This window comes from Nevskia ramosa DSM 11499 (assembly GCF_000420645.1).
GTDB lineage: Bacteria > Pseudomonadota > Gammaproteobacteria > Nevskiales > Nevskiaceae > Nevskia > Nevskia ramosa.
On sequence record NZ_ATVI01000007.1, the window covers coordinates 409,178 to 434,579 of the forward strand.

At 64.6% G+C, this 25,402-nt stretch carries 21 protein-coding genes; all 21 read right to left on the reverse strand.

Annotated elements, in window-relative coordinates; genetic code table 11:
• Positions 1-13 precede the first annotated feature (13 nt).
• Positions 14-733 (reverse strand): O-methyltransferase, encoded by a 720-nt coding sequence (locus G513_RS0113210; RefSeq protein WP_022977325.1) that lies wholly within the window; start codon positions 731-733, stop codon positions 14-16.
• A 2-nt stretch (positions 734-735) separates the two neighbouring features.
• Positions 736-2,880: a TonB-dependent siderophore receptor gene (locus G513_RS22950; RefSeq protein WP_156891655.1), complete on the reverse strand. Its 2,145-nt coding sequence runs from the start codon at positions 2,878-2,880 to the stop codon at positions 736-738.
• 78 nt (positions 2,881-2,958) lie between these two features.
• Positions 2,959-3,327 (reverse strand): DUF3325 domain-containing protein, encoded by a 369-nt coding sequence (locus tag G513_RS22955; RefSeq protein WP_022977327.1) that lies wholly within the window; start codon positions 3,325-3,327, stop codon positions 2,959-2,961.
• Positions 3,320-4,897 carry a PepSY-associated TM helix domain-containing protein gene (locus tag G513_RS0113225; RefSeq protein WP_022977328.1) on the reverse strand — a complete coding sequence of 526 codons (1,578 nt, stop codon included), beginning with the start codon at positions 4,895-4,897 and terminating at the stop codon, positions 3,320-3,322. Before G513_RS0113225 ends, G513_RS22955 begins: the two co-directional genes overlap by 8 nt.
• Positions 4,898-4,915: 18 nt before the next feature.
• The gene (locus G513_RS22960; RefSeq protein WP_022977329.1) at positions 4,916-5,245 is read right to left on the reverse strand and encodes a hypothetical protein; all 330 of its coding nucleotides are present in this window, start codon (positions 5,243-5,245) and stop codon (positions 4,916-4,918) included.
• Between the two features lie 11 nt (positions 5,246-5,256).
• Positions 5,257-7,503 (reverse strand): TonB-dependent receptor, encoded by a 2,247-nt coding sequence (locus tag G513_RS0113235; RefSeq protein ID WP_022977330.1) that lies wholly within the window; start codon positions 7,501-7,503, stop codon positions 5,257-5,259.
• A 171-nt stretch (positions 7,504-7,674) separates the two neighbouring features.
• Positions 7,675-8,406, reverse strand: a complete 732-nt coding sequence (locus G513_RS0113240; RefSeq protein ID WP_022977331.1) for a cobalt ABC transporter substrate-binding protein — start codon at positions 8,404-8,406, stop codon at positions 7,675-7,677.
• 137 nt (positions 8,407-8,543) lie between these two features.
• Positions 8,544-9,527 (reverse strand): DUF6607 family protein, encoded by a 984-nt coding sequence (locus G513_RS0113250; protein ID WP_028475513.1) that lies wholly within the window; start codon positions 9,525-9,527, stop codon positions 8,544-8,546.
• Positions 9,528-9,562: 35 nt separating this feature from the next.
• Complete coding sequence (locus G513_RS0113255; protein WP_022977334.1) at positions 9,563-11,689, reverse strand: TonB-dependent hemoglobin/transferrin/lactoferrin family receptor; 2,127 nt, start codon at positions 11,687-11,689, stop codon at positions 9,563-9,565.
• 236 nt (positions 11,690-11,925) lie between these two features.
• On the reverse strand, positions 11,926-13,725 hold the full coding sequence (locus G513_RS22965) for a tetratricopeptide repeat-containing sulfotransferase family protein (protein WP_022977335.1): 1,800 nt from the start codon (positions 13,723-13,725) through the stop codon (positions 11,926-11,928).
• A gap of 15 nt (positions 13,726-13,740) precedes the next feature.
• Positions 13,741-14,481: an HAD family hydrolase gene (locus tag G513_RS0113265; RefSeq protein ID WP_169560641.1), complete on the reverse strand. Its 741-nt coding sequence runs from the start codon at positions 14,479-14,481 to the stop codon at positions 13,741-13,743.
• A gap of 112 nt (positions 14,482-14,593) precedes the next feature.
• The gene (locus tag G513_RS0113270; protein ID WP_022977337.1) at positions 14,594-14,920 is read right to left on the reverse strand and encodes a DUF3325 family protein; all 327 of its coding nucleotides are present in this window, start codon (positions 14,918-14,920) and stop codon (positions 14,594-14,596) included.
• A complete protein-coding gene (locus G513_RS0113275) occupies positions 14,913-16,592 on the reverse strand; it encodes a PepSY-associated TM helix domain-containing protein (RefSeq protein WP_022977338.1) in 1,680 nt (559 codons plus the stop codon). Before G513_RS0113275 ends, G513_RS0113270 begins: the two co-directional genes overlap by 8 nt.
• A 10-nt stretch (positions 16,593-16,602) precedes the next feature.
• The gene (locus tag G513_RS0113280) at positions 16,603-16,899 is read right to left on the reverse strand and encodes a hypothetical protein (RefSeq protein WP_028475515.1); all 297 of its coding nucleotides are present in this window, start codon (positions 16,897-16,899) and stop codon (positions 16,603-16,605) included.
• An 8-nt stretch (positions 16,900-16,907) separates the two neighbouring features.
• Complete coding sequence (locus tag G513_RS0113285; RefSeq protein WP_022977340.1) at positions 16,908-19,349, reverse strand: TonB-dependent siderophore receptor; 2,442 nt, start codon at positions 19,347-19,349, stop codon at positions 16,908-16,910.
• A 301-nt stretch (positions 19,350-19,650) separates the two neighbouring features.
• Complete coding sequence (locus G513_RS0113290) at positions 19,651-20,187, reverse strand: hypothetical protein (RefSeq protein WP_022977341.1); 537 nt, start codon at positions 20,185-20,187, stop codon at positions 19,651-19,653.
• Position 20,188: 1 nt separating this feature from the next.
• Entirely contained in the window at positions 20,189-21,385 is a 1,197-nt protein-coding gene (locus tag G513_RS0113295; protein WP_022977342.1) for a phosphotransferase family protein, read from the reverse strand.
• Between the two features lie 33 nt (positions 21,386-21,418).
• A complete protein-coding gene (locus G513_RS0113300; protein WP_022977343.1) occupies positions 21,419-22,387 on the reverse strand; it encodes a DUF7064 domain-containing protein in 969 nt (322 codons plus the stop codon).
• A gap of 117 nt (positions 22,388-22,504) precedes the next feature.
• Entirely contained in the window at positions 22,505-23,440 is a 936-nt protein-coding gene (locus tag G513_RS0113305; RefSeq protein WP_022977344.1) for a DUF7064 domain-containing protein, read from the reverse strand.
• A 48-nt stretch (positions 23,441-23,488) separates the two neighbouring features.
• Entirely contained in the window at positions 23,489-24,034 is a 546-nt protein-coding gene (locus G513_RS0113310) for a hypothetical protein (RefSeq protein ID WP_022977345.1), read from the reverse strand.
• Position 24,035: 1 nt separating this feature from the next.
• Positions 24,036-25,232: a phosphotransferase family protein gene (locus tag G513_RS0113315; protein WP_033417814.1), complete on the reverse strand. Its 1,197-nt coding sequence runs from the start codon at positions 25,230-25,232 to the stop codon at positions 24,036-24,038.
• Between the last annotated feature and the right edge of the window lie 170 nt (positions 25,233-25,402).

Below are 25,402 nucleotides of genomic sequence, written 5' to 3' on the forward strand. Positions count from 1 at the left end.
GTTCTGGAACCACTCATTGCCTGATGGAAAATTCGGTGCCGCCTTTCCATGGCAGCGTCAGCGAGGTGAAACGGTTGGCCGGATCGCGCACGTGCGCGGCATAGCCGGCGAGCGCCGACTTGAAAGTGCCGAGGTTGTCGGCGACCACGATCGCGCCGCAGCGCAGCTTCGGCGTCAGCAACTGCAGCACTTCCAGCGCCAGATCGGGGAAGCCGTCGATCAACACGAAGTCGATCGGACCATCGAGCGCGCGCAGGGTTTCGCGGGCATCGCCTTCGCGAATCTCGACATAGCTGCCAAGGCCAGCCTGCTCGATGTGCTGACGCGCCGCCACCACCTTGGCGGCAACCATCTCGGTACCGATCACGACATCGCGACCGCTGCCACCGCGGCTGGCCGGCTCGCAGTTGATGGTGTCGCGCAGCGCGCTGGCCAGCCAGATCGTGCTGACGCCGAAGCTGCTGCCGAACTCGACGATCCGCCGTGCCTGTGCCGCCCGCGCCAGCTGATAGAGCAACGCGCCCTGCCCGGCTTCGATGGCGATGAATTTGTCGTCATAGAAGCCGAGGTCGCGGTTGTGCCAGCGCGCGCCATAGCCGGCCAGCAGTCTCGGCAACTGCGGCAAGTAGTGGCGCAGCAATTGCAGATTCTGGGTATGCGCCTGTTCGTGCAGGCGCTCCAGCACCGCCCGCGCGCGGGCATCGGTGATCACCGAGAACGGCGAAGGACGCATGCTCAGAACTTCGCCCGCAGCGCCAGGGTGAAGCTGCGCGGCTCGCCGTAGAAGTTCTGTCGAAACGAAGAACTGACCTTCTCGTAGTACTTCTCGTCGAGCAGGTTGTTGACCGTGAGATTGGCGCTCCAGTGTGAGTTCAGCTCGTAGCCGAGCTGCGTCGACAGCACGGTGTAGGCATCGCCAACAAAGCGCGCCGTACCGACCTGGCTGTAAAACGAGCTGACCGCGCGCAGACCACCGCCGAAACTCAGGCCCTGCAGCGCGCCATTGGCGATCTGGTAGCGCGTCCACAAATTCGCCGAGTGACGCGGCGTGAATGGCGCGAATGACTGCCCTTCCTGCGTCACCGTGCCGACGCGATATTGGGTATCGACATTGGTGTAGCCGGCGCTCAGGTTCCAGCCCGGCAACAGCATGCCGGTGACCTCGGCTTCAAAGCCCTGGCTGCGCACCTTGCCGGACGACACGAAGAACCGAATGTCAGTGGGATCGGTGATCGCGCGGTCCTGATCCTGAAGCCTGAACAGCGCGAACTGGGCGATCACGCGCTGATTCAGGAATTCGGCCTTGACGCCGGTTTCGTACTGACTACCGGTGCGCGGCTTGATCAGCGTGCGGTCGGCCTGAATGGCGTTCTGCGGCTGGAAGATGTCGGCGTAGCTGGCGTACAGCGACACCTGTTCGAGCACGTCGTAGATCACTGCGAAGAACGGCGTCAGCTGGCCATCAACGGCGTATTCGGAACTCGTGCCCTGAGTGAAATTGCGGCTGCGCGATTCCCACCAGCTGATGCGGCCGCCGGCGACCAGGGTCAGCGGATCGAGCACCCGCAGCCGCACCTGGCTGTAGCCGCCGAACTGTGTGGTCTTGACGTCGTCCTGCATGGTGTACGGAAGCGGCGGCTCGGCAAGCGCGTGATCGGGCTCGAACACGTTCTGTGTGTAGCTGTTCGCGAATGTCGAGCTGTCGTTGGTCTGATCCTGATCGCGCCAGTTGGCGCCGACGATCAGGTTGTGGGTGTGCCCGGCGAAATCGAACGGCAGATTGGCGTACAGATCGGTGCTGAGGTTTTCGCGATCGGTGGTGTAGACGCCGGTCTGGATCGCAGTGTTGCCATTGGCATCGATCGCGCTGTTGGCACGCGCCACCTTGTAGAGCACCTTGCGATCGAGACGACGCACGGCGAACTTGATCTCGCCACCGCCGGCCAGACGCCGCTCCAGCTCGGCGAAGACATCAGTGGTTTTCGGGGCCAGCTCGTTCCAGTCGGCGCCGATGAAGGTCGAGCGCGGCACGTCGAGCAGGCGGCCATCGATGTACGCCGGCAAGCCTTGGTTGATCACCGAATCGACGCGCTGGATGACGCCACCAACCGACAAGGTCGTGGCCTTGTCGAAGTCGTATTCCAGGGTGCCGTAGCCGAGCTTCTTCTGCGAATTGACCACGTCCTGATAGGAGTCGCGCGTCTCGTAGACGGCGACGCCGCGCGCGCGCAGCGAACCGTCCTCGGTCAGCGGCGCGCCGCCGTCGAGTTCGGCGCGATACAGGTTCCAGGAACCGACGGTGGCCGCGCCGTTGAGCAGGGTCTTGTCCGGCGCGCGCTTGCGCACCAGGTTCAGCGAAGCGCCAGGCTCGCCGGCACCCTGGAACAGGCCACCGGGGCCGCGCAGAAGCTCGATGCGCTCGTACATCGCCGGGTCGTTGTCGACGATGTTGCCGGCGCTGCCGAACGGCAGACCATCGAGCTGGATCGAATCGACCTGATAGCCGCGCACGTAATAGTTGTTGAACAGCCCGGCGCCATCGAAACGCTGCACGGTAACGCCGGTGGTGAACTTCAGGGCATCGGCGATGTTGACGACGTTCTGGTCATCGAGCCGTTCGCGTGTGATGACGCTGGCCGACTGCGGCGTTTCCCGGATGGTCAGCGAGCCCTTGCCGATGCTCAGGTCGCCGACATAGGCATCGGCCGGCTTTTCGGCAATGACCTGCACCGGCGCCAGCGTCACTGGCGCATTGGGTTCACGGGTTTCGGCAGCCGGGTCGGAAGCCGTTTCAGCGGCGGCAATCGGGGTCGCATCCTCGGCCATCGCCGGGTTGCCACTCATCGCGACCAGCGTTGCCAGCATCAGTTTTCTATTCACAAGCGTCAGCGTCCTTCTAGGGAGATGGATAGCTGGCGAAGGGCTGGCTGGTAGATTGGAGAAACAGATTCTGGGCGACTAGCCCCGGTGCAACGGGCCTCTTTTGATCGATCGAGAATGTCTTGGATGCGGGGTCGCCAGGCGCTGCGCCAGCCGCTGCAGCCAGTGCGGACGCCAGCTCAGAGTGAACACCAGCGACGGCGCGGCAACGCTCAACAGCAGCAGCCACAGCACGGAGCCAAACGCCGCGCCATCGCGCAACCAGGCACAGCTCAGCGACAAGGCAAGCGCCAGGCTGCCCAGCAGTCGCAGCGCTTTCTTCTGCGGCGGCTGCGCGACATGGCTGGGCGCCACCTGCTGCCAGTGTCGCGACTGCGACAGGGCAAACAGCGCGAAGCCGAGATAAGCCGCGCCCGCGGCAATGATCAGCAGCAAGCTGTCAGCCATGTTCAAGCTCGGCATTTCTAGACGGCGATCGAACCGCGCGCTGTATCGGCTTGCGCTGGGCCATGTGACGGCCAGCGAAGGCAGCAATGGCGGCCGCGAGCAGCAGCACGGCATCCATGCCGACGGCGGCCCACTGGCCGTGCATCACGCTGCTCAGATGGTCGTGAGTGGTCAACGCATCGAGCAGCACTGCCAGCGCGGCCAGCACGGCGATGGCGCCGGTCTGCTCGCACCAGGCTCGCCGCGGACGCAGCGCCGCATGCGCGAAGCTGGCGAGCCAGAGCAGATAGAAGGCTCCGGTCTCCAGCTGCGGACGTTCGTAGCCCAGCCACTGCGCATCGAGCGGCAGCAGGCGATTGGCCACCAAGAACATCGCCGTCGACGCGATGATGCCGGTGACGCTGCCGACGGTCAGCGCTTCGACGATCCGCACGCCTTTCAGGCCTTTCTTCGCATGGCTGGCCCGCCGCGCTTCCAGCCAGAAGATGAAGCCGGTGGCGATCATCACGCAGCCGCTCAGGCCGAGCACGAAGTAGATCCAGCGCAGGGTCCAGTGCTTGAACTGCACCAGATGCAGGCCGCTGATGAAGCGCTGCACGGTCATCACCGGTGCTGCTTCAAAGCGGCTCAGCACGGCGCCGGTGGTGCCATCGAAATAGATCTGGTCGAGGTTCACCGTGATGTCGCTGGCCGAACTGCGGCGCACTTCCACGATTGAATTTGCATCGGCCGGATTGATCACCCGCACGAAGAACGGCCGGCCACCCTGCCACTGCTGCTCGGCGCTGGCAATCATCGCGTCGAGCGACGCCAGGGTGCCGGGCTGGTTCGCCTTGTCACGGTTGTAGCGGCCGTAGGCGTCATCGGTGAACGCCTTGATTGCCTGGGGCGCATCCGGCGTATCGGCGTAGGTGAGCAGCGGCGCGGTCGGGAAATAGATACCCATGAAAATGATCAGGCCCGACAGCACCATGACGAAATGGAACGGCAGGCCGAGCACACCGCTGAGGTTGTGCAGATCGAGACTGGCGCGCTGCAACTGTTTCTTCGGCCGGAACAGGAAGAAGTCGATGAAGATCTTCTTGTGGATGATCACGCCGCTGACCAGCAGCACCAGCATCGCCATCGCCGTCACGCCAACGATCCAGTAACCCATCTGCCGCCACTTGATGTGCAGCATGTAGTGGAACGGATAGATGAAACCGGTGCCGCCAAGCGTGCCCTGATCGGCGATCAAAGCACCAGTCACCGGATCGAAATCACGGCGCGTGCGCTGCTTGTCGACACCGACATAGTTGAGCCGCAGCACCGGCGTGCGCTCGGTGGGCAAGCTGATGCCCCACTGCGGCGAAGCAGCCGCCAGTTCCCGGGCGATCGGCACCACGCTGCGGTCCAGCGAGAAATCTGCTGGCGGTGCGGCGAGCCGGGTGGCGGGCATCATCCAGCGGTCGATCTCGCGATCGAACACGCTTAACGATCCCATCCAGAACATCGCGAACATCACGCTGCCCAGCACCACGCCGGCCCAGGTGTGCAGCCAGCCCATCGATTTGCGGAACGTGTCTTCCATGACGATTGTTGTTGAGGCTCAGGCCCGGTTTTGCAGCAGCGAAGCGGCACCATGCAGCAGCAAGGCGCCGCCACCGAGCACGATCGCCAGCCACCACAGACGCCGCTCGGCGAACGCCCACAGCAGCAAGCCCAGATAGAGCAGGAAGCCGAACATCGCGGCGAGCACCACCGCATCGCTGCGGCTGAACAAGCCGAGGTCCGCGATGCCGCGCGCCGCGAGCATCACGCTCGCGGTGGTGAAGAAGTAAGCCCCGACCACCGCCAGCAGCACGCGGCTCACGGTTCGCATCGTCGGCGCCAGCGAACTGGCGACGCGGGGCAAGAACTTCGGCTGCATCGCGAGCATGACGGCAGGCTTCAGAGATCGACGGCGATGCTGAACACGAAGCTGCGCGGCGCGCCGACCACGAGATAGCCCAGCCCGGTGAAACCACCGGCCGAGGCGTAGTAGTTCTCGTCGGTGACGTTGTCGATGCGCGCGCGCAGGGTCAACTCATGACCACTGATATCGACGCGATAACGCGCACCGAGATCGATCCGCGCCCAGCCCGGCACGCGCAGCGCATTGGCCGAGTCGTAGTAGCTGGCTCCGGTCTGCACGAAGCGCGTATCGAGCGCCATGTCAGGCAGTACCGGCAGCGCCCATTCGAGGCCGATGTTGCTCTGGATGCGCGGCACGCCGATCACGCGATTGCCGTCAGTCGCGCCGCCACTCGTCGTCTTCTGCTCGGCGTCGAGCCAGGTCACACCACCGAGCACTTTCAGACCGGGGGCAGCGATGCCGTAGACGTTCAACTCGGCACCCTGATGACGATCCTGGCCGCCGGCCTGAAACTCGTTCTGGGCATTGACCAAACCACTTGGCCGCTTGGTGGTGAACAGCGCCAGACCGCCGCCAAGCTTGCCGGCATCGAACTTCATGCCCACTTCCTTCTGCCGCGACACGTACGGCGCCAGCACTTTGCCCGGCGTTGCCGTGGCCTGACTCGGGGCAGTGTCGCCCTGGGTCAGACCTTCGATGTAGTTCGCGTACAGCGAAATCTGCCTGGTCGCGCGGACCACCAGACCAACCGATGGACTCAGCCGCGAGTCGTCGTAAACCGGAGCAGGCTCACCGGTGGTGTAGGCGTAGTTCTCCACCTTCAGCGTCTGATGGCGAAGGCCGAGCGTCAACAGCACGCGCTTGTCGAGGAAGTCCAGCGTGTCGCCGACGGCATAGCTGGTCAGCGTCGTGCGATTGGTCAGTTCCGGGTTATCGAGTTCATTGCCGACGAAGGCATTGGCGCTGAAATCCGGAAGTGGCGACTCGGTCGGCGTGTACAGATTGGTCGCCAAGGTGTTAAAGAAATCGAAGGCATAGGCGTTGTCCTTCTGGGCCTCGAAGTAGGACGCGGCAAACACCAGTTCGTGATTGACCGGCCCGGTCTTGAGCTTGCCACGCAGGCCGACTTCGCCGGTGTCGACACGGTCCTTGCGGGTGTTGTCGAAGCGCGAGGTATTGGCTGCGCCGGTGTCGGCATCGGTGACCGTGATGTTGGCCAGCGAGTTCGCTTCCTTGCTGCGACGCAAGCCATAGGCCGCGTAGGCGGTGAGGTTCTTGATGATGTCGTACTCGCCGCGCAGCGTGCCGAACAGATCGCGCTCGTTCGAGTACGACCAGGGTTGCGCGTAGTTCTTGCTGGCGTCCGGCGCGTCCGGCACGCGAGTCACCAGCGAGCCGAGCTGGATGTTGGTGCGAGTCTGGTCGAGCTGGTTGTTCTGGTAGCCGATGTCGCCGGACAGGCGCGCCGAATCGCCGCGCCAGTCGAGTCCGATCGAGACCAGGCCGAGCTTCGCCTGTTCGTCATCGACCGCGGTATCGCCATCGCGATAGGCCGCGTTGATGCGCACGCCGAAGGCGTTATCGGTACCGAAACGGCGGGCCACGTCGAGCGCGCCGCTGCCGTAGGGTCCGTTGCCGGAGCCGGCGGTGAAGCGGGTCAGCGGATCGTTCGGCGCGCGCTTCGGCAGCAGATTGATCGCACCGCCGATGCCGCCACCGCCGGGATTGGCGCCGGTCAGGAACGCCGAGGCGCCGCGCAGCACTTCCACGCGCTCGAACAGTTCGGTGGCGATGTACTGGCGCGGCAGCAGGCTGTACAGACCGTTGTAGGCGACATCGTCCGAGCCGAGGACGAAGCCGCGGATGATGTACGACTCCTGGAAGTTGCCGAAGCCGCGCGCCACACGCACGCCGGAATCGGACTGCAGCACGTCACCGACGCTCTTCGCCTGGCGATCCTGGATCAGCGCATTGGTGTAGCTGGTGATCGAGAACGGCGTTTCGAGGTTGTCCCGCGTGCCGAGGATGCCGGCCCGTCCGCCACGCGCCACCTGACCACCCGCATAAGCCCGCGAAAGGCCCTGCGCCGACGCATCGGCGCTGGCGCTGACCGTCACTGGCGCAAGCTGCACGGCGTCGTCCGACGATGCAACCGTGGCTTCGTCGGCGGCCGGCTGATCGGGCGGCGCGGTTTTCTGCGCGGTCTGGGCGGATACGGAAGCAGCTGCCAGCAAGCCAGTCGCAGTCAGCGCGGCGACGGTGATTCGGGCTATCGGTTGCATGTACGTGGGTGTCTCGAGTGATGAGAGTGGGCCTTCGTCCGGCGCCAATGCCGGCTCGACGGTGATGCGGCAACAAGCACCCCGGCAGGCCGCGAGGCGCGCCGGGGTTGAAACGAAGTCGGTACGTTTTCCTGCGCTGTCTCGTCGACAGCCGAAGCGAAGTTCCCTGCGCTACAGGCTCGGCGCGGCCAGCGGCGGCACTGGTGGTGACTGGTCGCCCTTGGCCAGTTCGAAGGACAGGGTCGAGGTGTGGGTGATGAAGTCGTAAGGCTTGCCGCCGGCTTCGCCCGGGGTCTTTTCGGTGTGATGGCTCAGCAGCAGATAGCGGCCGCGCCAGGGCAGCAGGGCGTGGATGGTGCCGGTCTCATCGGCCGCCACTTCGCGGGACCAGCCGGACATCGCCACCACTTCGACTTTCGCGCCCGGCACCGCTTCGCCGTTCCAGTAGACGCGGAAGGCCCCGGCCTCGCCGGTCGGCACGATGTCCAGCGCCAGCTTCGGCTTGCGCGCGGCCAGGTCCGACACATAGCGGGCATGCGGCACCCAGAGCATCTTGCCGGTCAGGCCCAGTTCGCCACGCGCCTCGCGCACCGGATACGCCAAGTCTTCCACCAGCAGCGATTGCCCCTTCGTCGCGCGGCTGGCCAGAACGTACTCGGTGGTCTTCTTCTCCAGCACCACGGCCTGCTCTTCGCCATCGGCCGCAATCAGCAGCCCGGCCGGCTTGGCCAGCTTGTCGAGAATGCCCGGCGAGTCCTCATGCAGGTTCAGGCGGAATTCGCCGAAATACAGCGCTGCACCCTTGGCGTCCTGCTCGATCCAGATCTGATGGGCTTGGCTGCTGCCAGCTGCGAACAGCAGGCCGAGAACAGCGAGGTGACGAAAGCGGACTGGCGAGGACATGGGAGAGCTCCGGCAGGAATCAGGATGGAATGGGAAAGACGCAGTCAGTCGCCGGTGACTGTGCTGCTGGCCGTCATCGTTGGCGGCGGCAACATCGACGCTGCGCGCGCCGGTTGAACGGGGGGACAGACTTCTGCTCATGGAGTCTTGGCGGCGAGCTGCGAAGGTTCGACGAAGCGATCGAGCACGCGGTCGATCCAGCTGCGCATTTCGGTGGCGGCCATCTTCTGATTGCTCAGCGCCTCGGCCTGCTCGAACATCGATTGATACAGCCGCTCTTCGCCCTGTGCGGCGTGGATCACCAGTCGATCGTGCCTGGCGAAACGGTCATCCCAGGCCTGGCGAACCACGGCCCAGTAGTCGCGGGTTTCCTGCCAGTACTGGCGGCCCTTGCTGAAGTCGTGATCGCTGATCCGGGTGTAGGTGTTCAGGCCGCGTTCGTGAGTCAGCACCTGTTCGCCGCCCGCGGCCTTGCGATCGATCTTCAGGTTGTCCTGCTCGTGCACCCAGCCGGTCGGCGTGATGGTCTGGCGATTGGTGCCGGTGAGCTTGTCGTAGTCGTTGCGGGTGGTCAGTTCGCGGCGCGGCAATGGTCGCCATTCGACTTCCGACGTCCACGACGACACGCCGCCCTCATGCGTCCAGCGGCCGATGCCGGCGTAGCGCGGGCTGTCGTCGACCTGCCAGACCGCCTGCGTCCAGCTGCCGGCAACTTCGGCAGCGCTCAGCTCGCGACGCACCCAGGTGTCGTCGCCGGTATAGGCCCAGAGCCTTGCGCGCTGGTACTGCCAGTCCTGCCGCCAGTGCTTGATGACGTCATCGCCGATCACCAGCACATGCTGGAGCACGATCCGCGTGCCGCTGTCTTCGAGCACTTCGACGAACTCGAAGGCGCCGCTGCGGTGCTGCTCGTGCGGCTTGTAGCCGGCCTTCAGCGGCACGTCCTCATCGAACTGGAAAGCCACCTTGAACTCGCCGGCCATCGCCAGGATCGCCTTGCGGTCGGCATCGAAACGAGCCTTGTCGGCAACCGGCGGCGTGCTCGGCGACAGCGTGATCGGCGCCTGCGGTGTGGCGCTGCAAGCAGCGATCAGCAGCGCCAGTAATGCGGGCAGTCTCATCGGTACGATTCCCTTGAGCATGTGGGCGAGAACCTTCAGAAGCGCAGACGAACGTTGCCGCCGACGTTGAAGCCGGGCTGGCTGAAGCGGTCGATCGCCGGATCGCTGGCGAGCCGGCTCTGGACGCTGGCGGCCGGCACGATGCGGCGGTCGCCGAGGTTGAACAGGCCGAGGTTGAAATCGGCCTTCGGGGTGACGTGCCATTCGCCGAGCAGATCGACGCGGACGTAGCCCGGCGCCTGATAGCCCTGCCCATTGCTGTTGTCGGTGCGGCTGTCTTCGATGGTCATCGTCGACACCAGTTCGGCGGACACCGGCAGCGCTGCCGGACGCCAGGCGAGGCCGACGATGCCGGTCAACGGGTCGATCGAATTCAGCGGCACATTCGCCGACAGGTCATCACCTTTCGCCCAGGCCAGTGCGCCACGCAGGTGGAAGGCCTTCAGCGAGGCATCGAGCAGCGCGCCACTGACTTCGCCCTTCGCTTCGGCACCGAAGATGCGCACCCGGGTCAGGTTCTGCGACTGGAATACCAGCAGGCCATCGGCATTGACGCCCTGCGAGACGAAGCTCTGGATGAAGTTGCGATAGCGGTTATAGAACGCGGCGACCGAGGCCGTGGCGTCTTCCACACCGCCACGCAGGCCGACTTCGAAACTGTTGCTCGTTTCCGGCTTCAGATCGGGATTCGGAATCGCCGTGTAACCGAACTGGACGTTGGTGAAGCCGACGTTGACGTCCGAGTACGGCGGTGCGCGAAAACCGCGCGCGTAGTTGCCGTAGGCACTCAGGCGCTCGTTGAAGCGCCAGACCAAGCCTAGCTTCGGCGACAGGTTGAGCTTGTTCAGATCGCTGGGGTCAACGCCCGGGTTGTCTTCGATGAAGATGCTGTCCGGCCGCGGATCGAGATCGTAGTAATCGACTCGCAGGCCCGGAATCACGGTCAGTGCGCCATAGCGGATGTCGTCCTGCGCGTAGAAGCCGGCTTCGAGGGTGTGGGTGATCGGGAAGTCGCGGACCGGAAACGCGTCCGGGCCGATGGTCGAGGTTTCGGTGCCGGCGGTGAGATTGCGTTCGCTGCCGCTGCGCGACTGCGCGGTGCGGATCCGTTCCAGCTCGAAGCCAGCGACCCAGCGATGCGCGAGCGGGCCGGTCTCGAGCACGCCGGTGGCGGTGGTTTCGCCGCCGATCACCTGCTGCTTGAACAGCGCGCGACGCTCGCGTTCGCGCATCGAGCCGCCGCCGGTGCTGACCGTGCGCGACTCCAGCGTGTCCTGCCGCGTGCGGCTGTCGTTGAGATAGACGCGCCACAGCAGGCTGTTCAGCGGGCCGAGATCGAACAGCGTCTGCTCGAGGCTGACTCGCGCCCGGCGGGCCTGATCGTCGGCCGCCAGCGCCGTGGTCTGAGTGGTGGCTGATACCGCGCGCACGGCGCTCAGCGCCTTGGTGTCGCTGTCGTCGACCAGGCGTTCCAGGGTCAGCTTGATCGGCGCATCGCCGGTCTCGCCGTAGACGAGCTTGGCCAGCAGGTTCTGGCTGACGGCTTCGCTTGGGTCCGGCTGCGTGCGCGTTGTACCGGTCCCACTATTGTTGCCCTTGTTCGAGAGCTGATCGCCGCTGCGCACCACCGCCGAAAACAGGCCGGAGAACGCGCCGCTGCGGCCGGCGATGGTGCCGCCGCCGATCCAGGTGTCGTCAGCGCTGGCATAGCCGCCACGGGCCTGCACGGCCAGCTTGTCGTCGGGTCCGGCGAGGTAATCGAGCGGGTCTTTCGTCGTGAAGCTGACCACGCCGCCGAGCGCGTCCGAGCCGTACAGGCTCGACGCCGAACCACGGACGATTTCGATGCGCTTGAGGTTGTCGAGGTCGACGAAATCACGGCCGGCGTTGGAGAAATCGCCGATCGAGAAACCATCGGGAATCGGCACGCCATCGATCTCGATCTGCACCCGATTGCCGCCGAGGCCGCGAATGGTGAAACCGCTGCGGCCGAAGCGCGAGCCCTGATACGGCACGCTGACGCCGGGCTCGTAACGAACCAGATCGCTGATGTTCTCGACCACGCTGCGCTGCAGATCGGCAGCGTCGATCACGGTCACGGTCGCCGGCACTTCATCGAGCCTGCGTTCGTCCTTCGTCGCGCTGACAGTGACTTTGCCCAACGTGATCTCACCCGTTTCCAGCGGTGGAAATGCGGCTGTTTCCGCTGCCGCCGCACCGCTGATAACCCCCAACAACGCCCCCTGCCACCACCGCTTGCCCATGACTGCTCCTGACTGAAGTCCGGAGTCATCGCTCGCTAACGGTCGTTGGCTGGCCTTGACTGCTTATGGGGTCGCATATTAATAAGAATCATTCTCAGTAACAAGCCGAAGAAAGATACTCGGGTGAATTCTGATCAAGCGTCGACTTGTTGATCGTCGCTGAAGGCGCGGTCCAAAGCCGGCAGATACTCGGCATAGGCTTTCCAGCGCGCCACGGACTTCGTGTAGATCGGCTGCCTTACCTGCCAGCGGCTCGGCGTCTGCACCGCGCGTTCGGCCTTGTGGAAAGCCAGGCAGCGCGCATCCCAGGGGGCATCGAGAAAGCCGATCAGCCGTCGCGCCTGGCCTTCGAGATCGGCCACGGTTTCCTCGTACTGGAAGTCGATCATCTTCATCGGCAGCACCTGACGCCAATGCGCCATCAGCCGCAGGTACTGCTGGCGGAAGAAGGCGAGATCGTCGAAATCGGTGGCGTAGCGCTGATCGGGGCTGAAGTTCTCCATCCAGATCGACAGGGCATTGTCGCGGCCATCGCGAATGCAATGAACGACTCTGGCGTTCGGGAACAGCAACGCAGCGAAAGCGAGATGGAAGAAGTTCAGCGGCGACTTGTCGCTGATTCTCGCGGCCGATTTCGACGCATCTTCACGCAGCGCTTTCAGGTAATCGAGCGCCAGCGTTCGGCTGCTCATCTCGTCCAGCTTCTGCGCCGCCTGCCAGGGTTCTTCGTCGTTGCCGATCAAACCATTGGCAAGCCGCGACAGGTCCGGCAGTTCACCGGCGCCATGCAGCAGCGGATGAGACGCGAGAATCTGCTCGGTCAAGGTGGTGCCGGAACGCGGCAGGCCGACGATGAACACCGGCTGATCGGTGCCCAGACCGAGACGACGACGTCTTTCGAAGAACGCGACATCGAAGGTTTCGATGATCCGGTCGATGCGCTGGCTGAGTGCCGCGCGATCCAGCGGCCCGTTCGCCTGGCGGCGTGCGGCATTGCCGGCGAGGCCAGCCGCAGCGGCCTGCGCGTAGTCCTTGCGCCGATCATGGAACTTGGTGAGGCCGTAGCCGACCAGCGCCCTCGCCTCGTCCTTCACTGCCGGGTTGTCGAGCAGCGCTTGCGCCGTGCTCAGCACGCCCGCCTCGGGTTCGTCGCGCACCAGCGCCAGATACTGGCCCAGCGCCTGCGCGTGCTGCGGGCGCCGATTCAGCACCTGCAGATAGCAGCCGAGCGCACCATCGGCCTCGCCGAGATCTTCGAGCGTGCGGCCGAGCCCGAACCAGCCTTGCAGATGATCCGGATCGAGCCCCAGCGCCTGCCGGAACAGCGATTCCGCTTGCTTGACCTTGCCAGCCTGCGAGAAATGCTGGGCAAGTCGGCTGCGTGCGCGAGCCAGTGCCGGATCGTGTTTCGCGGCGCGCTCGAAGCATTCCAGCGCGTCTTCGAGCTGGCCGGCATCGATCAGCAGATTGCCGAGATTCAGATAGGTGTCGGCGCGGCTCGGGTCGATCAGCAGCGCGGTCTTCAATGCCTTGAAAGCTCCGTCCCGATCACCGCGCTTCTTGAGTGCAGTGCCGAGGTTGTGCCAGGCATCGGCATGACGATCGTCGATCCGGATCGCTTCGGCGAAGCACTGCGCGGCGTCGCCGAACTTGCCTTCCAGCGCATGGACGCGACCGAGGTCCGACCAGCTGCGCGGATCGTCCGGCGCCAGTTCGCAGGCGCGGCGACCGTGGCGATGCGCAGCATCGAAGGCGCCGGACGCCGCCAGCATCTGGCCCAGATGACGATGGGCGTCCGGCTCCTCGGGCGCTTGCGCGATCCGCGCCCGGCACAGCGCCAGCGCGCCGGCCGAATCGCCTCGGTTCAACAGGGCCTGCAAGGTTTCGCCGAGCGGCGCTTCCGTATCGAGCGTGGGTTCGGCGACGTCATTCATGGACAGACGATGGAATCAGTGCAGCCTTGCGGCGTAACGATGAGCGGCGGCCTGCACGTGCTGGTTGGCGAGGGTGCGCGCGTTCAGCCAGTCGATGACATCGGCCGGCGACGAGGCCACGCCAAGCACGCCGGGCAAGGTTTCCAGCACCACCTGCGGCGCATGCCCGTAGGCAAGGCCCAGCGCCGGCACGCCGATCCGCTGCGCGGTCATCAGTTCGGGCAGATGGTCGCTGAGCAGCAGGAACGATTCCGGCGCATGGCCGGATTCGGAAACGAAGCGGCCGAACACGCCCGCGCGAGCGTAGGCGCAGATCGGCGCCGGGCTGGTGTAGATCGAGGTGATCATCCGGTTCAGCGCGTGATGCCGGGTCAGCCGGGTGGCCGCTTCCGGGCCCAGGGTGGTGATGTAGTGCAGTTCACTGCCCTGCTCCTTGAGCGATTCGACCAGTTCCATCGCGCCTTCGCGCAGCGGCGCCTGGTAGCGGCTGTCCTGCTCGTACATCTTCCAGTAGTCCTGGCTCAGCTTTTCGATCAGCTTGGGATCGGCGCAACCGGCGATGTCGGCAATCAGCGTTTCCAGACGCGTCGAGCGCAGGTCCTCGATGTTCAGCAGCCGCCGCCAATTGGCGCGCTGCTTGTGCGCCACGGCATCGAGCGCGTGCTGAACACCGGCCACGGTGTCGATCAACAATGCCTCCAGATCAAAGACCAGGCGAGATGGTTCAGCAGCAAGTCCGGCGGAATATTTGGGCACGCGAATCTCCAGTGGCGGCAAGGGGCTTGCTGGCATGGGAAATTGCTGGCTGCCTCATCTTATTGAGAATGATTCGCATCGACAAGCACCGATGGTCGGCGCACGGTGCTGGTCATTCAGCTGCCGGCCACCTCCACAGCAGCAGCACGGCCAGCAGCCGCGGCCGCCAGCTCAGCACGAAGGCGACGGTGACTGCAGCCACCGCCAGCGCCATCATCCAGACCAGCACCGCCATCGTCGCGGTATCCGCTTCCAGACACAGCAGCAGCGCTGCCAGCAAGGTCGCGAAGCCGAGGCCGCGCAGCAGCTTGGCGACCGGCGGCGAAGGTGGCGCTGATCCGCAAACCTGCTTCCAGTGCACGTCCATCGCCAGCGCCAGCCAGGCCATGCCGAGGCAGGCGCTGAACAGGGCTGCGATCAGCAGCAGGGCATCAGGCATGTCGGGCCTCGCGCAATTCTTCGTCCTGGTCGTCGGCGGCTGCACTTGCCACCGCCGTGGCGCGGCGTTGCAGACGGCGCGCGGCAATCGCGGCCAGTGCCGCGCAGGCCAGCAGCATCAGATCAGTGCCTGCGACCGGCCAGTAAGCCTCGGACAAGGTCTTGAACAGGTGATCGCCGGTGGTCACCGCGTTGAGCACCACGGCGCCGATGGCGAGCACCACGATGGTCCAGCACTGCTCGGCCCAGGCTGGCGAAGTACGCGCCTTCAGCACTGCCGACGAGCGCCAGATCGCATGCACCAGGCACAGCATCCAGGCGGCCCAGAAGCTGCTCTTCTCCCAGAGATCGCGCTGCGCCAGATCCTCCGGCAACAGCCGGTTGGCAACCAGGATCGCCAGGGTGGCGACGACCATGCCGGTCACCGTGGTCACCGCCAGCGCATCGGCCCAGCGAGCGCCGCTGCGGCGTCGTTCGGAATGCTGGCGCTTGCGCTTCTCGACGAAGAACACGAAGCCGGTGACGATGCAGACGCTGCTCAGGATGCCGCCGGCGAAGATCAGCCAGCGCAGGGTCCAGTGCTTGAAGCGCTGCAGATGCATGCCGACCAGGAAGCTGTTGACGGCCGACACCGCGCCTTCGGGCGGATCTTCGTGAATCAGCTTGCCGGTGGAGCCCTGGAAGTGCAGGCCCGGGCCGCCGCCGACCTGATCGGTGTTGTCGCGGTAGACGCTGACATAGGCGTTCGAGCTGCCGACGTGGTGAACGATCAGGAAACCCACCTCGCCCGGAACCCCGCGCGCCACCCACATCGCTTTCGCCTCGGCGACCATGCCGTCGACGGACGCCAGCGTGCCCGGCGTGCCGGAGGGCTCCAGATCGAGGCCGGTCTGCGTCGCTTCGAGTTTTTCCTGAGCTTCGGCCAGAGGCCGCATCATCGTACCCAGCACCGGGAAATACAGGCCGGCGAAGATGATCAGTCCGGACAACGCCCACAGGAAATGGAACGGCAGCGCCACAACGCCACTGAGATTGTGCAGATCCAGCGTGCTGCGCTGAACCTTCTTGTTTGGCCGGAAGGTGAAGAACTCGCGGAAGATCTTGCGATGCATGATCACGCCGGACACCAGCGCCGCCAGCATCGCCAGCGCCGCGAAGCCGACGATCCAGTAGCCGATGTCGGCCCAGGTGAGATGCAGGCTGAAGTGCATCGGATAGAAGAACGCGGAGCCGATTGCCAGGCGATTCTCCGGCAGCTGCTTGCCATCGCGCGGATCGATGGTGATGCTGCCGTGGATGTGATCGTCCGGCAGCGGCGAGTTCGGCACTTCGAACTCGACGAACATCCGCAGCACCGGATCACGATGGGTGGTGAACGCGCTCCAGGTCATCACCGTCAGCTTGTCGGGCAAGGGCTGGCTAACCCGCGTTTTGGCAGCCGCCAGTTCGTCGGGATCCGGATCGGTGATGGTGCGGAAGATCGGCTCCAGCGCCGTATCGAACGACGGCATCGGCCGGGCTTCGATGCGGGTTGCCGGAATCGCCCAGCGATCGATCTCGCGATCGAACACCGATAGCGAGCCGAAGAAGAACGCCACCATCAGCACGAAGCCCAGCAGCAGACCGAACCAGGTATGCAGCCAGGTCATCGACAAGCGGAAATTCTGAAACATGTCTAGAGCCTCACATCAGAGCGCGCGACAGCCACCAGCCGGCCGCCGTCATCACCACGCCGCCACCTGCCAGCACCGACCAGACCCGCGTCAGGCTCGCCGCGACGAACGCCCAGCAGAAGCCCCACAGCAGCACCAGAAAGCCGAGCATCGACGACAGGCTGGAGGCTTCTTCCAGGTTCATGCCGGCCGCGAACAGCAGCATCGCCCCGAGCGAGATGAAGCCCCAGGTGAACGCATAGCCGCCCAGCGTGCTGGCCAGCACGCGGGACGCGACGTACCACGGTGGATGTGAAACCGATGCCATTGCTGCTCCTAGCGGCGCTTGCCGTCGAAACGGTAACGCAAGTTCAGCAGTACCGCGGTCGGCGAACCGAACTGGGCAAGGGCATTGTTGCGGTCCGCGCCTTCGATGTAACGGGCGTTGGTGACGTTGCGCAGGGTCAGATCGATCTGCACATCGCGGAAGCCCTTGTAGAACGCATGCAGATCAAGGCGCTCGTAGCCAGGAATGGTGCCGACCACGAAAGTGCTGACACCACGATCGTCGATCGCAAAACCGGTGAGGCCGGCACCGAAGCCCTTCAGCAGGCCGGTCTGCACCTCGTAAGCCGTATACAGCGCGGCCTGCCAGCGGGCGCTGCCACCGGGCGTGCGGCCAAAGAACTGATCGTCCGGATCCTTGAACTCCGATTCAACTCTGTTCAGCGCCAGGCTGATGTCCCAACCTGGGAAGGGTCTGCCGTTGGCTTCGACTTCCACGCCATCCGAGCGCTGCAGGCCGCTGGACACCGAGTACGGCCTTTCGCCCGGCGGGACGACCGCACTGATGGGAATGTCTTCACGTTCGATGCGGTACAGCGCAGCGTTGACACCCAACCGACCACCGAACCATTCCGTCTTGGTACCGAACTCATAGACCACGCCGGTTTCCGGCTTCAGCAGATTGCCGTTGATATCGGTGCTGAACAGCACCGGCTCGAACGATTGCGCGTACAACGAGTAGACCGAGACCTGCTCGCTCAGGTCATAGGTCAGGCCGACGCGGCCGGTGACGTCGCGAACCGAGTCCGTCTGCTTGACGCTCTCGTCGCCGTTGAATGCACGCAGCGACACTTCGTCGTAACGCAGGCCGAGCAGCACGCTGAGTCGTTCGATCGGCCGGACCTGCCCTTGCGCATAGAAGCCTGTCGCGCTTGGATTGCCACCGAAGAACGCGCCCGGGAAACGCTCCTGTGCCGGCTGCTCGAAGACGTTGTCGTAGAGGTTGCCGGAGGCGTAAGCGGTATAGGAGCCACGGCGCGAATAGTTGTTGCTGTTGTGATCGACGCCGAAGGTGGTTTTCACTTCACGGCCAAAGGCATCGAAGGCACCGGACAGCTGCAGTTCGCCGGACCAGATTTCGCGATCGATCTCGAAATCGTTGCCGAGAACGGTCGTGTCGCCACGCCGTTCGACGGCTTCAGTCTCCGGGTTGTCGCCTTCCGTGAAACCGTAGGAATAGGCGTCGACCCGGATTGGCGTGTCGATGCGCGTGGCATTCAGGCGCAGGGTCGCCAGCCAGCGATCGCCGAGCTTCTGTTCAAGCGTCGCGCTCGCTGCCAGTGTTTCCCAGGTGTAGGGCTTGGCCGTGATCACGCCGTTGTACTGGCTGCGCGGAATGTTCGGCGCATCGAAACCCGTTGCAGTTCGGCGCAGCGCGAAACCGGTATTGGCGATGATGTCTTCGCTCTGGTACAGGCCATGCACCAGTAGCTTGGTGGTCGGCGTCAGATCCAGTTCCACGCTCGGTGCGACAACCGTGCGCTGCGCTTCCGGGCCATCGACGAACGAGCCAGTATCCGCATACGCGGCGACCAGGCGGCCGCGAGCCTTGTCGGTGCCGAGCGGACCGGTGACATCGAGGTCGGCGCGATAGGTATCGAACGAGCCGGCGGTCACTTCGATGTCGGCGCGGGCATCGGCGAGCGGCTTCTTGCGTACGCGATTGATCAGGCCGCCGACGCTGCCACGGCCGTAGAGCACCGAATTCGGGCCCTTGACCACTTCGATGCGGTCGTAGATCGCCAGATCGGGCAGCGAGAAGTACGAGCCGTTGACGAAGCCGTCCTCGCGGAAGTCGTACAGGTCATCGATGGCGATGCCGCGGATCGTCGTCTGATTGAAGCCGAACGAGGGCTGGCTGGCGAACGGACCGTTGCCGCTGAACTGGGCGACACCGGCGGACAGTTCCAGCGCCTGACCGAGCGTCTGCACCTGGCGCGCGTCGAGCGATTCGCGGGTGATGACGGTCACCGATTGCGGCGTCTCTCGCAGGCTCAGCTGCATCTTGGTCGCCGTCTGCTGGGTTTCCGCCTTGAAACCCTCGGCACGCACGCCAGCCACCGTGACCGGCGCCAGCGCGACAGCGCCGGTCGATTCGACCAGCCAGCCGGCGCCCTGGCTACGCGCGCTCAAGCCGGAACCGGCGAGCAGGCGTTCCAGCGCCTGCGCGGCACTGTAGCGGCCGCGCAAGGCGGCGGCGCGGCGGCCCGCCAGCAGTTCGCGATCGGCCGCGACCTGAACACCGGTCTCGCGGCTCAGCGCGGTCAGCGCCGTGCCCAGCGGCTGTTCGGGAAGATTCAATTCGAAGAACTGCACCGACTCGCCGCTGTCCTGCGCCAGGGCAGCAAGCGGATTCAGGGCCAGCGAGCTGCCGAAGCTGCTGGCGATCGCCATCGACAGCAGGCGCAGAGGCCGCCGGGTACGCAACTGCATCGTGGAACTACCAGCTTTCATCCCTACTCTCCCTATCGAGCGCGTGGGCCTCCCGCGTGCGTCGCGGTGCCGTGCACTTCTGTTGACGTGTGGCTTGGGAGGGCGTGGCTGAAACCTTGGCTGGCCCGTTACAGCGGCGTCCCTTCAGGCCGCTGTCGTATCGAACGGATAAGAATCGTTCTCAACAAATTATGCTGGGCTTGGTCCGGCCGCGTCAAAAGGCAAAATTGTGTCAATGCCGAGCGGATGCCTGGCGTTCGGCGAAGGCCGAGCGCCAGGCAAGGCGGATCGCAGCAGCGTTTCAGTCGCCGATCAGCGTTTCGACCGCCGGCAGCCCGGCATTCGGGCCTTCCCAGCCCTGCATCGCCAGCCAGGCGCGCTCGCGCAGCAGCATCTCCTGCGCGTGGGCCATCACGGCGGCGTTGATCGCTTTCGTGGCTGGGCCATCGGCAGCCATCGCAGAAGCACTGATCGCGGCGCCGACGCTGGTGCGCAGCGCCAGGTTGGTCGCTTCCAGCTCGGCCGGTGCAACGCCGGCACGGCTCAGCACGTAGCGTCCGGTTTCGACGCTAGTCGCCAGCGCAGCCAGCGTTTCACCGAGTTCGGGCAGCGCTGCGCCGTGGGTGGCGAGGCTGTCGGCCAGGCCGAGAAACTGCTTCAGCTCGTGGCAGTCGTAGCGGTACTGCAGCGGCAGGCGCTGCGCCATCAGATGCAGCATGGCAACCACCAGCTGCCCCTGTTCCTGGGCCAGCTTGTTGGCCGGATCGACGGCCGGCAGCACGACATCGGTCAGCGACTTGATCAGCGCTGGAATCTGGAAGCTGGGACGAAGTTCCATGTCAGAGCACCTCCGCCATCTGGGTTCGCAGCTCTTCGAGCAGCGGATAGGAAATGCCGCTCAGCCAGGCGACGAGCACGTCCTGATGGGTCTTGCCGTTGAGCGGCGCGCGGTAGCCGGTAGCCAGCACGATGGCCAGGCATTTGTAGTTGTTGAAGATGTCGTAATAGCGCATGCGCTTGGGATCGACCTTGAGGCCGGAGGCGCGCTCGTAGCGGGCCAGGTATTCCTCGATCGGCAGGCAGCCGGCGACCAGGAAGGTCTTGCCGTCTTCGGCCATCTGGCCGAACTGGCGCTTCGCCGACCAGGACAGATCCTCATGGCGATCACCGAGGTAGGCCAGTTCCCAGTCGAGCCAGGCGGAGATGCGCAGATCGTGCTCGGTGTACAGGAAGTTGCCGAGCCGGTAGTCGCCGTGGACCATCGAGATGTGATCGATCGGCGGCATGTTCCTGCGCAGCCAGGCCATGGTCAGGCGCATCAGCGGCACGTCCTCGTGGGAATCCTCTTCCCAGACCCGTTCCCAGTGATTCAGCGCCCATTCCAGCGCTTCGGTGCCGGCGGCCGGGCGATCGTAGGCGCCGATGTCAGCCTGCTGCCAGTCGAAGGTATGCGTGATCGCCAGATGGTCGACGAACTGCTGGCCGAGCGCTTCGCGGATCTCCGGCGGAATGGAGGTGCCGACGCCGCTGACCGTGCTGGTCGACTTCGACGGCTTGGTCACGCCTTCGGCAAAGCCGTAGACGATCGCCGGATACGGCAGGTATTCGCCATAGGCGTCGATCCAGTACGTCGGTGGCACCGGCACCTTGCCTTCCATCGCCTTGATGATCTGGAACTCGCGCAGGCGGCTGGTTTCGGTGATCGCTTCCGAAGGCTCCATGCGCAGCACCAGCGGCGTCGAGCTGCGGCCGATGCCGGGCTGATTCCAGTGCAGCACGAAAGCCATCTGCAGCTTCGAGGCACCACCGGACAACCAGCGGGTATCGGTGATCGTGAACGGCTCGGTCAGCTGGGTTCTGAGCAGCGCTTCAGTACCGGCCTGCAAGGTGTCGAGGCTGACCGGCGCGTACGGCGGCCCGGCGCGGCGTTCGAGCTTGCGGGTGAGCACGCGATCGATTTCCTGCTCGCAGGGATAGCGCTTGCGCAGGTGCTCGATCCACTCGGGGCTGGGACGGTTCTTGTCCACGACTGCCATGCTGCTCTCCTCGCTGTTCTTTCTGGTTATGGCTCAGCAGCGCGCGCGAATCGCATCGCGGTTGCGGGTCAGATAGGCGCGGCTCAGGCCGATCTGCTGTACCCCGTAACCGAGCTGGCCCGCGCAACTGACCCGCATGAAGCTCTGAAGATAAGTGTTCGACGGGTACGGTGCCCAGTAGCAGCTGTTGAGCGCCGAATAGGTCATCTGGAAACGCTTGCCGCGCACGTCGACGATTTCCAATTCGCCGCCCATCGGCACGGCCTTCCGGTACTCCTGCGTGCCGCGCGCTTCCTTGATGCCGTAGGTCTTGCCGTCTTCGAGCACATAACCGCTGACCAGCTTGCCGTAGTCATTGGTCTTGGCCAGATCATGAGCGACGAACAGGTGCGCGGTCAGTGCCACGCCGAAGCTGGCGTGCCACCAGATCACCGAGGAATTGTCGCGTTCCGGACGCGGGCCCCAGCTGCGATCGCCGGTGTCGACGCAGTCCACTTCGTAACGCTTGCCGCGCACGGTGAGCTGGCCGCGGATGCGATAGGTGACGTCGTAGTGACCGGACCAGGAGGTATCCCAGGCCGGGCCGTGGCGTTCGGCGGCCATCGGATCCATCGCCGGATCATTGAGATCGTAGGGCTCGTGGATGGCTTGAAAATCGAGATCGAAATGGGTGTCGTCGATGCCTTCGTAGCGCGCGTGATAGCGCTTGGTCGGATCGGTGGCGGTGATGCTCAAGCCGTTCGGCAAGCTGAAATCGAGCAGCGACTTCGGGCAAGGCAGGTGCTGCTGGTTGTCGATGTAGATCTGCTCTTCCCAGAGATCGGTGATTCGATCATGGATGGTCACATCGGCCATGCAGACGCCGAGCATAGGCCGGGTCAGCACATAGATGATGCCGCTGACCGTGGTCCCCGGCACATGGAAGGACAGCGCCACGGTTTCCACCCACTGCCAGTGGGAATCGGGCTTGAAATGGAATTCGGCATCCTGCGGCTTGATCATCGTCTCGCTCCGTTGCACCCGCTGACGGCGTCCGCTTTCACCAGCCGGATCGCCTGAGAATAAAAATGCGCCCGATCCCTGAAAGGGGGGATGGCAGGACCGGGCGCGTCAAAAGAATCAGGACTGCAGCGAGGCCATGTAGGCGAGGTAATCGGTCGGCCACATGAACTCGGTCCAGCCGACCGCTGCCTGGCCATCGATCGTGCAGCGCATCGCGCCTTCGACCAGGGTGCAGGTCGGCACCGGCGGCATCACCAGGGTGGCGAAGTACTCGCCTTCCACCTGCACCTTGCGGCCGAGGGCGTCGGTGACGGTGGCCGAGATGGTCTTCTGGTGGTAACGGGCGTCGGTGGTGAACGACACCTCGACATTGGCGACCTGGGCGAACTGGCCATCGCGATTCAGATAGCCGCGCAACTCGCTGCGGCCGCCGACCTCGATCTTCCAGAAATGCACCTGGGTGCCTTCGTTGTAGGCGTGCAGCCACTTCCAGTGCTGCGGCTGGCCCCAGTCACGCGTGCCCCAGGAATGGTCACGGGCACAAAAGGTATCGAAGGCCAGCGACTTGCCGTCGACCTTGATCGTGCCGCGAACTCTGCCGGCCTGTTCCAGGCGATCGGTCGCCGCGAACGCCGGGCAGCCATCGGGATGGAAGCTGTAGGCGAAGGCAGGGTGCAGCGCTTCGTAGTTGGCATCGATGATGACCCTGTCCGTGACCACGCCGAACGTCGCGGTCTTCAGCTTCAGGTCCTGGGCCAGGTGCAGCTTGCCGACTTGCCAGTTGTCGAAGTTCTTCTCCGGGCCCATCGGAATGCCGTCGACCGCTTCGAAGACCGGCGTGTCGCCGATGCCGGGGCCATAGGCCGCGAGCGCCGAGCCCGCGAGATTGTCCTTGGTCACCCAGGTGTAGACGAACGCGGCGATGCCGTGCTCGGGCAGCGCGATCACGTAAGGGATCGACTCGCGCTCCAGCGGCAGGTTGCGCAGCTTGTGGCGGCCGTCGTTGATCGGGTCCAGGATCGGCATCGGGCCGTTCGGGGGTAGCTTGCTCATCGGAATCTCCTCGTTGTTCGTTGGTGCTTCGTATTGGTCGTGATCGCTTCAGCGCGCGCCGGCATCGAGCAGCGACGCGATCGGCGGCACGGCTTTCGGGTCCGGCTCCCAGCCCTGCATCAGCAGCATCGAGCGGTCGCGCAGCAATTGTTCCTTCGACATCGCCAGCACCGCATCGCGGATGCCCGCGCGGCAGCCGGCTTCGCCATCGCGATAAACCTCGGTGACCAGTTGGCCGCTGGTGACTCTCAGCGCCCGCACCATCGCTTCGACATCGGCCGGCGAAGCCTGGGCGGCATCGAGCGTGCTGCCGGCGATCTGCGTTGCCTCATAAAGCGCAGCCACTGCGGCCTGCGTGCCTTCGCCACCCTTCGCCTGCGCGACCAGTTCACGCGCGGTGGCGATCAGTCGCGCCAGTTCGTCGCAATCGAAGCGAAACTGGTTCGGCAGTTGCTGCGCAAGCAATGCGAGCAGGCCGATCGACAACTTGCCCTGCTCGATCGCCAGCTTGTTGTTCGGATCGATCGCCGGCAGCACGACATCGCTGAGCGCCTTGATCACACTTTGAATCTGGATCTGCGGTCTCATCTGCATGTCAGATGCTCTCCTCGATAAGACTGCGCATCTCTTCGAGCAGCATCGGCCCGATGCCGATCAGCCAGGTGACGAGCACGTCCTGATGGGTCTTGCCGCCGCGCGCGGTGCGGTAGCCGGTGGCCAGACTGAGCGTGGCCATCATGAAATCGTTGTAGACCTTGTACCAATGCACGGTCTTCGGATTGACGCTCAAACCGGTGGCCTTCTCATAGGCGGCGATGAACTCGGCTTCCGGCATCAGGCCGGAGGTCAGGAAGGTCTTGCCGTCCTCGGCCATCGCGCCGAACGCGCGGCTGGTGGTCCAGGCAATGTCCTGATGACGATCGCCAATGCGGCCCAGTTCCCAGTCCAGCCAGGCAGTGATCGTGGTGTCGCGCTCGGTGAACAGGAAGTTGCCGAGGCGGTAATCGGAGTGGACGACGACGGCGCGATCGAGCACCGGCAGGTTCGCGCGCAGCCAGGCAGCGGCGAGGCGCATCAGCGGCACGTCTTCGTCGCAGTCTTCTTCCCAGACCCGCTCCCACCAGTTGATGCCCCACTCGGCGCATTGCGTGGTGCCGACTTCGGGGATGTCGAAAGCATCGAGCCCCTTGCCGCGGAACTCGGCGGTGTGGATCTTCGCCAGATGCTCGACGAACTGCGGTGCCAGCTTGGCGCGCAGCGCCGCCGGCAACTGCGTGCCGAGGCCGCTGACGCCGCTGGCGGCGGTGCTCGGCTTGGTGACGCCAGGCGCGAAACCGTAGATCAACGCCGGATACGGCAGGTGATCGCCTTCGGAATCGCACCAGTAGACCGGCGGCACCGGCACTACGCCTTCCATCGCGCGGATCAGCTGGAACTCGCGCAGGCGGCTGGTCTCGACGATCGATTCGCTGGGCTCCATGCGCAGCACCATGGCCGTGCACGACAGCCCGTCCTGCGGGTGCTGCCATTCGAGCGTGAAGGCCATCTGCAACTTCGAGGCGCCGCCGGACAGCCAGCGCGCGTCGCGCAGTTCGTAAGGCGTGTTCAACTCGGCATCGAGCAGCGAGCGGACGCCGTCGACCAGCGTCTCCAGCGCCAGCGGCGAATAGCCGGGGCCGGCACGGCGCTGCATCTTCCGAGTGAGCACGCGATCGATCTCGCGCTCGGTGGGAAAGCGCGCCCGCAACTCGGCGATCCACGCCGCGCTCGGCTGGCTCTTGTCAGGTGTCATCACGGCTCCTCGCTGGTTCTTCTTCGTCTGCGGTTCCAATATGGAAGCTGCAGACCTATCGCACTCTCTCGACGACGTGCGGCATCGTCCGGGTGCTTGCGAGCATAGGATTGCCGCTAATTGACACGGTGTCAATATTGAATAGACAGTACGACAATAAAATTAACCGG

What these genes read in the sequence shown, in the direction of transcription:
- G513_RS0113225 (WP_022977328.1), bottom strand. Translation starts at nt 4,897, where the DNA reads ATGGAAGACACGTTCCGCAAATCGATGGGCTGGCTGCACACCTGGGCC.
- G513_RS0113250 (WP_028475513.1), bottom strand. Translation starts at nt 9,527, where the DNA reads ATGAGACTGCCCGCATTACTGGCGCTGCTGATCGCTGCTTGCAGCGCC.
- G513_RS0113305 (WP_022977344.1), bottom strand. Translation starts at nt 23,440, where the DNA reads ATGAGCAAGCTACCCCCGAACGGCCCGATGCCGATCCTGGACCCGATC.
- G513_RS0113210 (WP_022977325.1), bottom strand. Translation starts at nt 733, where the DNA reads ATGCGTCCTTCGCCGTTCTCGGTGATCACCGATGCCCGCGCGCGGGCG.
- G513_RS0113240 (WP_022977331.1), bottom strand. Translation starts at nt 8,406, where the DNA reads ATGTCCTCGCCAGTCCGCTTTCGTCACCTCGCTGTTCTCGGCCTGCTG.
- G513_RS22965 (WP_022977335.1), bottom strand. Translation starts at nt 13,725, where the DNA reads ATGAATGACGTCGCCGAACCCACGCTCGATACGGAAGCGCCGCTCGGC.
- G513_RS0113295 (WP_022977342.1), bottom strand. Translation starts at nt 21,385, where the DNA reads ATGGCAGTCGTGGACAAGAACCGTCCCAGCCCCGAGTGGATCGAGCAC.
- G513_RS0113285 (WP_022977340.1), bottom strand. Translation starts at nt 19,349, where the DNA reads ATGCAGTTGCGTACCCGGCGGCCTCTGCGCCTGCTGTCGATGGCGATC.
- G513_RS0113315 (WP_033417814.1), bottom strand. Translation starts at nt 25,232, where the DNA reads ATGACACCTGACAAGAGCCAGCCGAGCGCGGCGTGGATCGCCGAGTTG.
- G513_RS0113290 (WP_022977341.1), bottom strand. Translation starts at nt 20,187, where the DNA reads ATGGAACTTCGTCCCAGCTTCCAGATTCCAGCGCTGATCAAGTCGCTG.
- G513_RS22955 (WP_022977327.1), bottom strand. Translation starts at nt 3,327, where the DNA reads ATGGCTGACAGCTTGCTGCTGATCATTGCCGCGGGCGCGGCTTATCTC.
- G513_RS0113270 (WP_022977337.1), bottom strand. Translation starts at nt 14,920, where the DNA reads ATGCCTGATGCCCTGCTGCTGATCGCAGCCCTGTTCAGCGCCTGCCTC.
- G513_RS0113275 (WP_022977338.1), bottom strand. Translation starts at nt 16,592, where the DNA reads ATGTTTCAGAATTTCCGCTTGTCGATGACCTGGCTGCATACCTGGTTC.
- G513_RS22960 (WP_022977329.1), bottom strand. Translation starts at nt 5,245, where the DNA reads ATGCTCGCGATGCAGCCGAAGTTCTTGCCCCGCGTCGCCAGTTCGCTG.
- G513_RS0113300 (WP_022977343.1), bottom strand. Translation starts at nt 22,387, where the DNA reads ATGATCAAGCCGCAGGATGCCGAATTCCATTTCAAGCCCGATTCCCAC.
- G513_RS0113280 (WP_028475515.1), bottom strand. Translation starts at nt 16,899, where the DNA reads ATGGCATCGGTTTCACATCCACCGTGGTACGTCGCGTCCCGCGTGCTG.
- G513_RS0113310 (WP_022977345.1), bottom strand. Translation starts at nt 24,034, where the DNA reads ATGCAGATGAGACCGCAGATCCAGATTCAAAGTGTGATCAAGGCGCTC.
- G513_RS0113235 (WP_022977330.1), bottom strand. Translation starts at nt 7,503, where the DNA reads ATGCAACCGATAGCCCGAATCACCGTCGCCGCGCTGACTGCGACTGGC.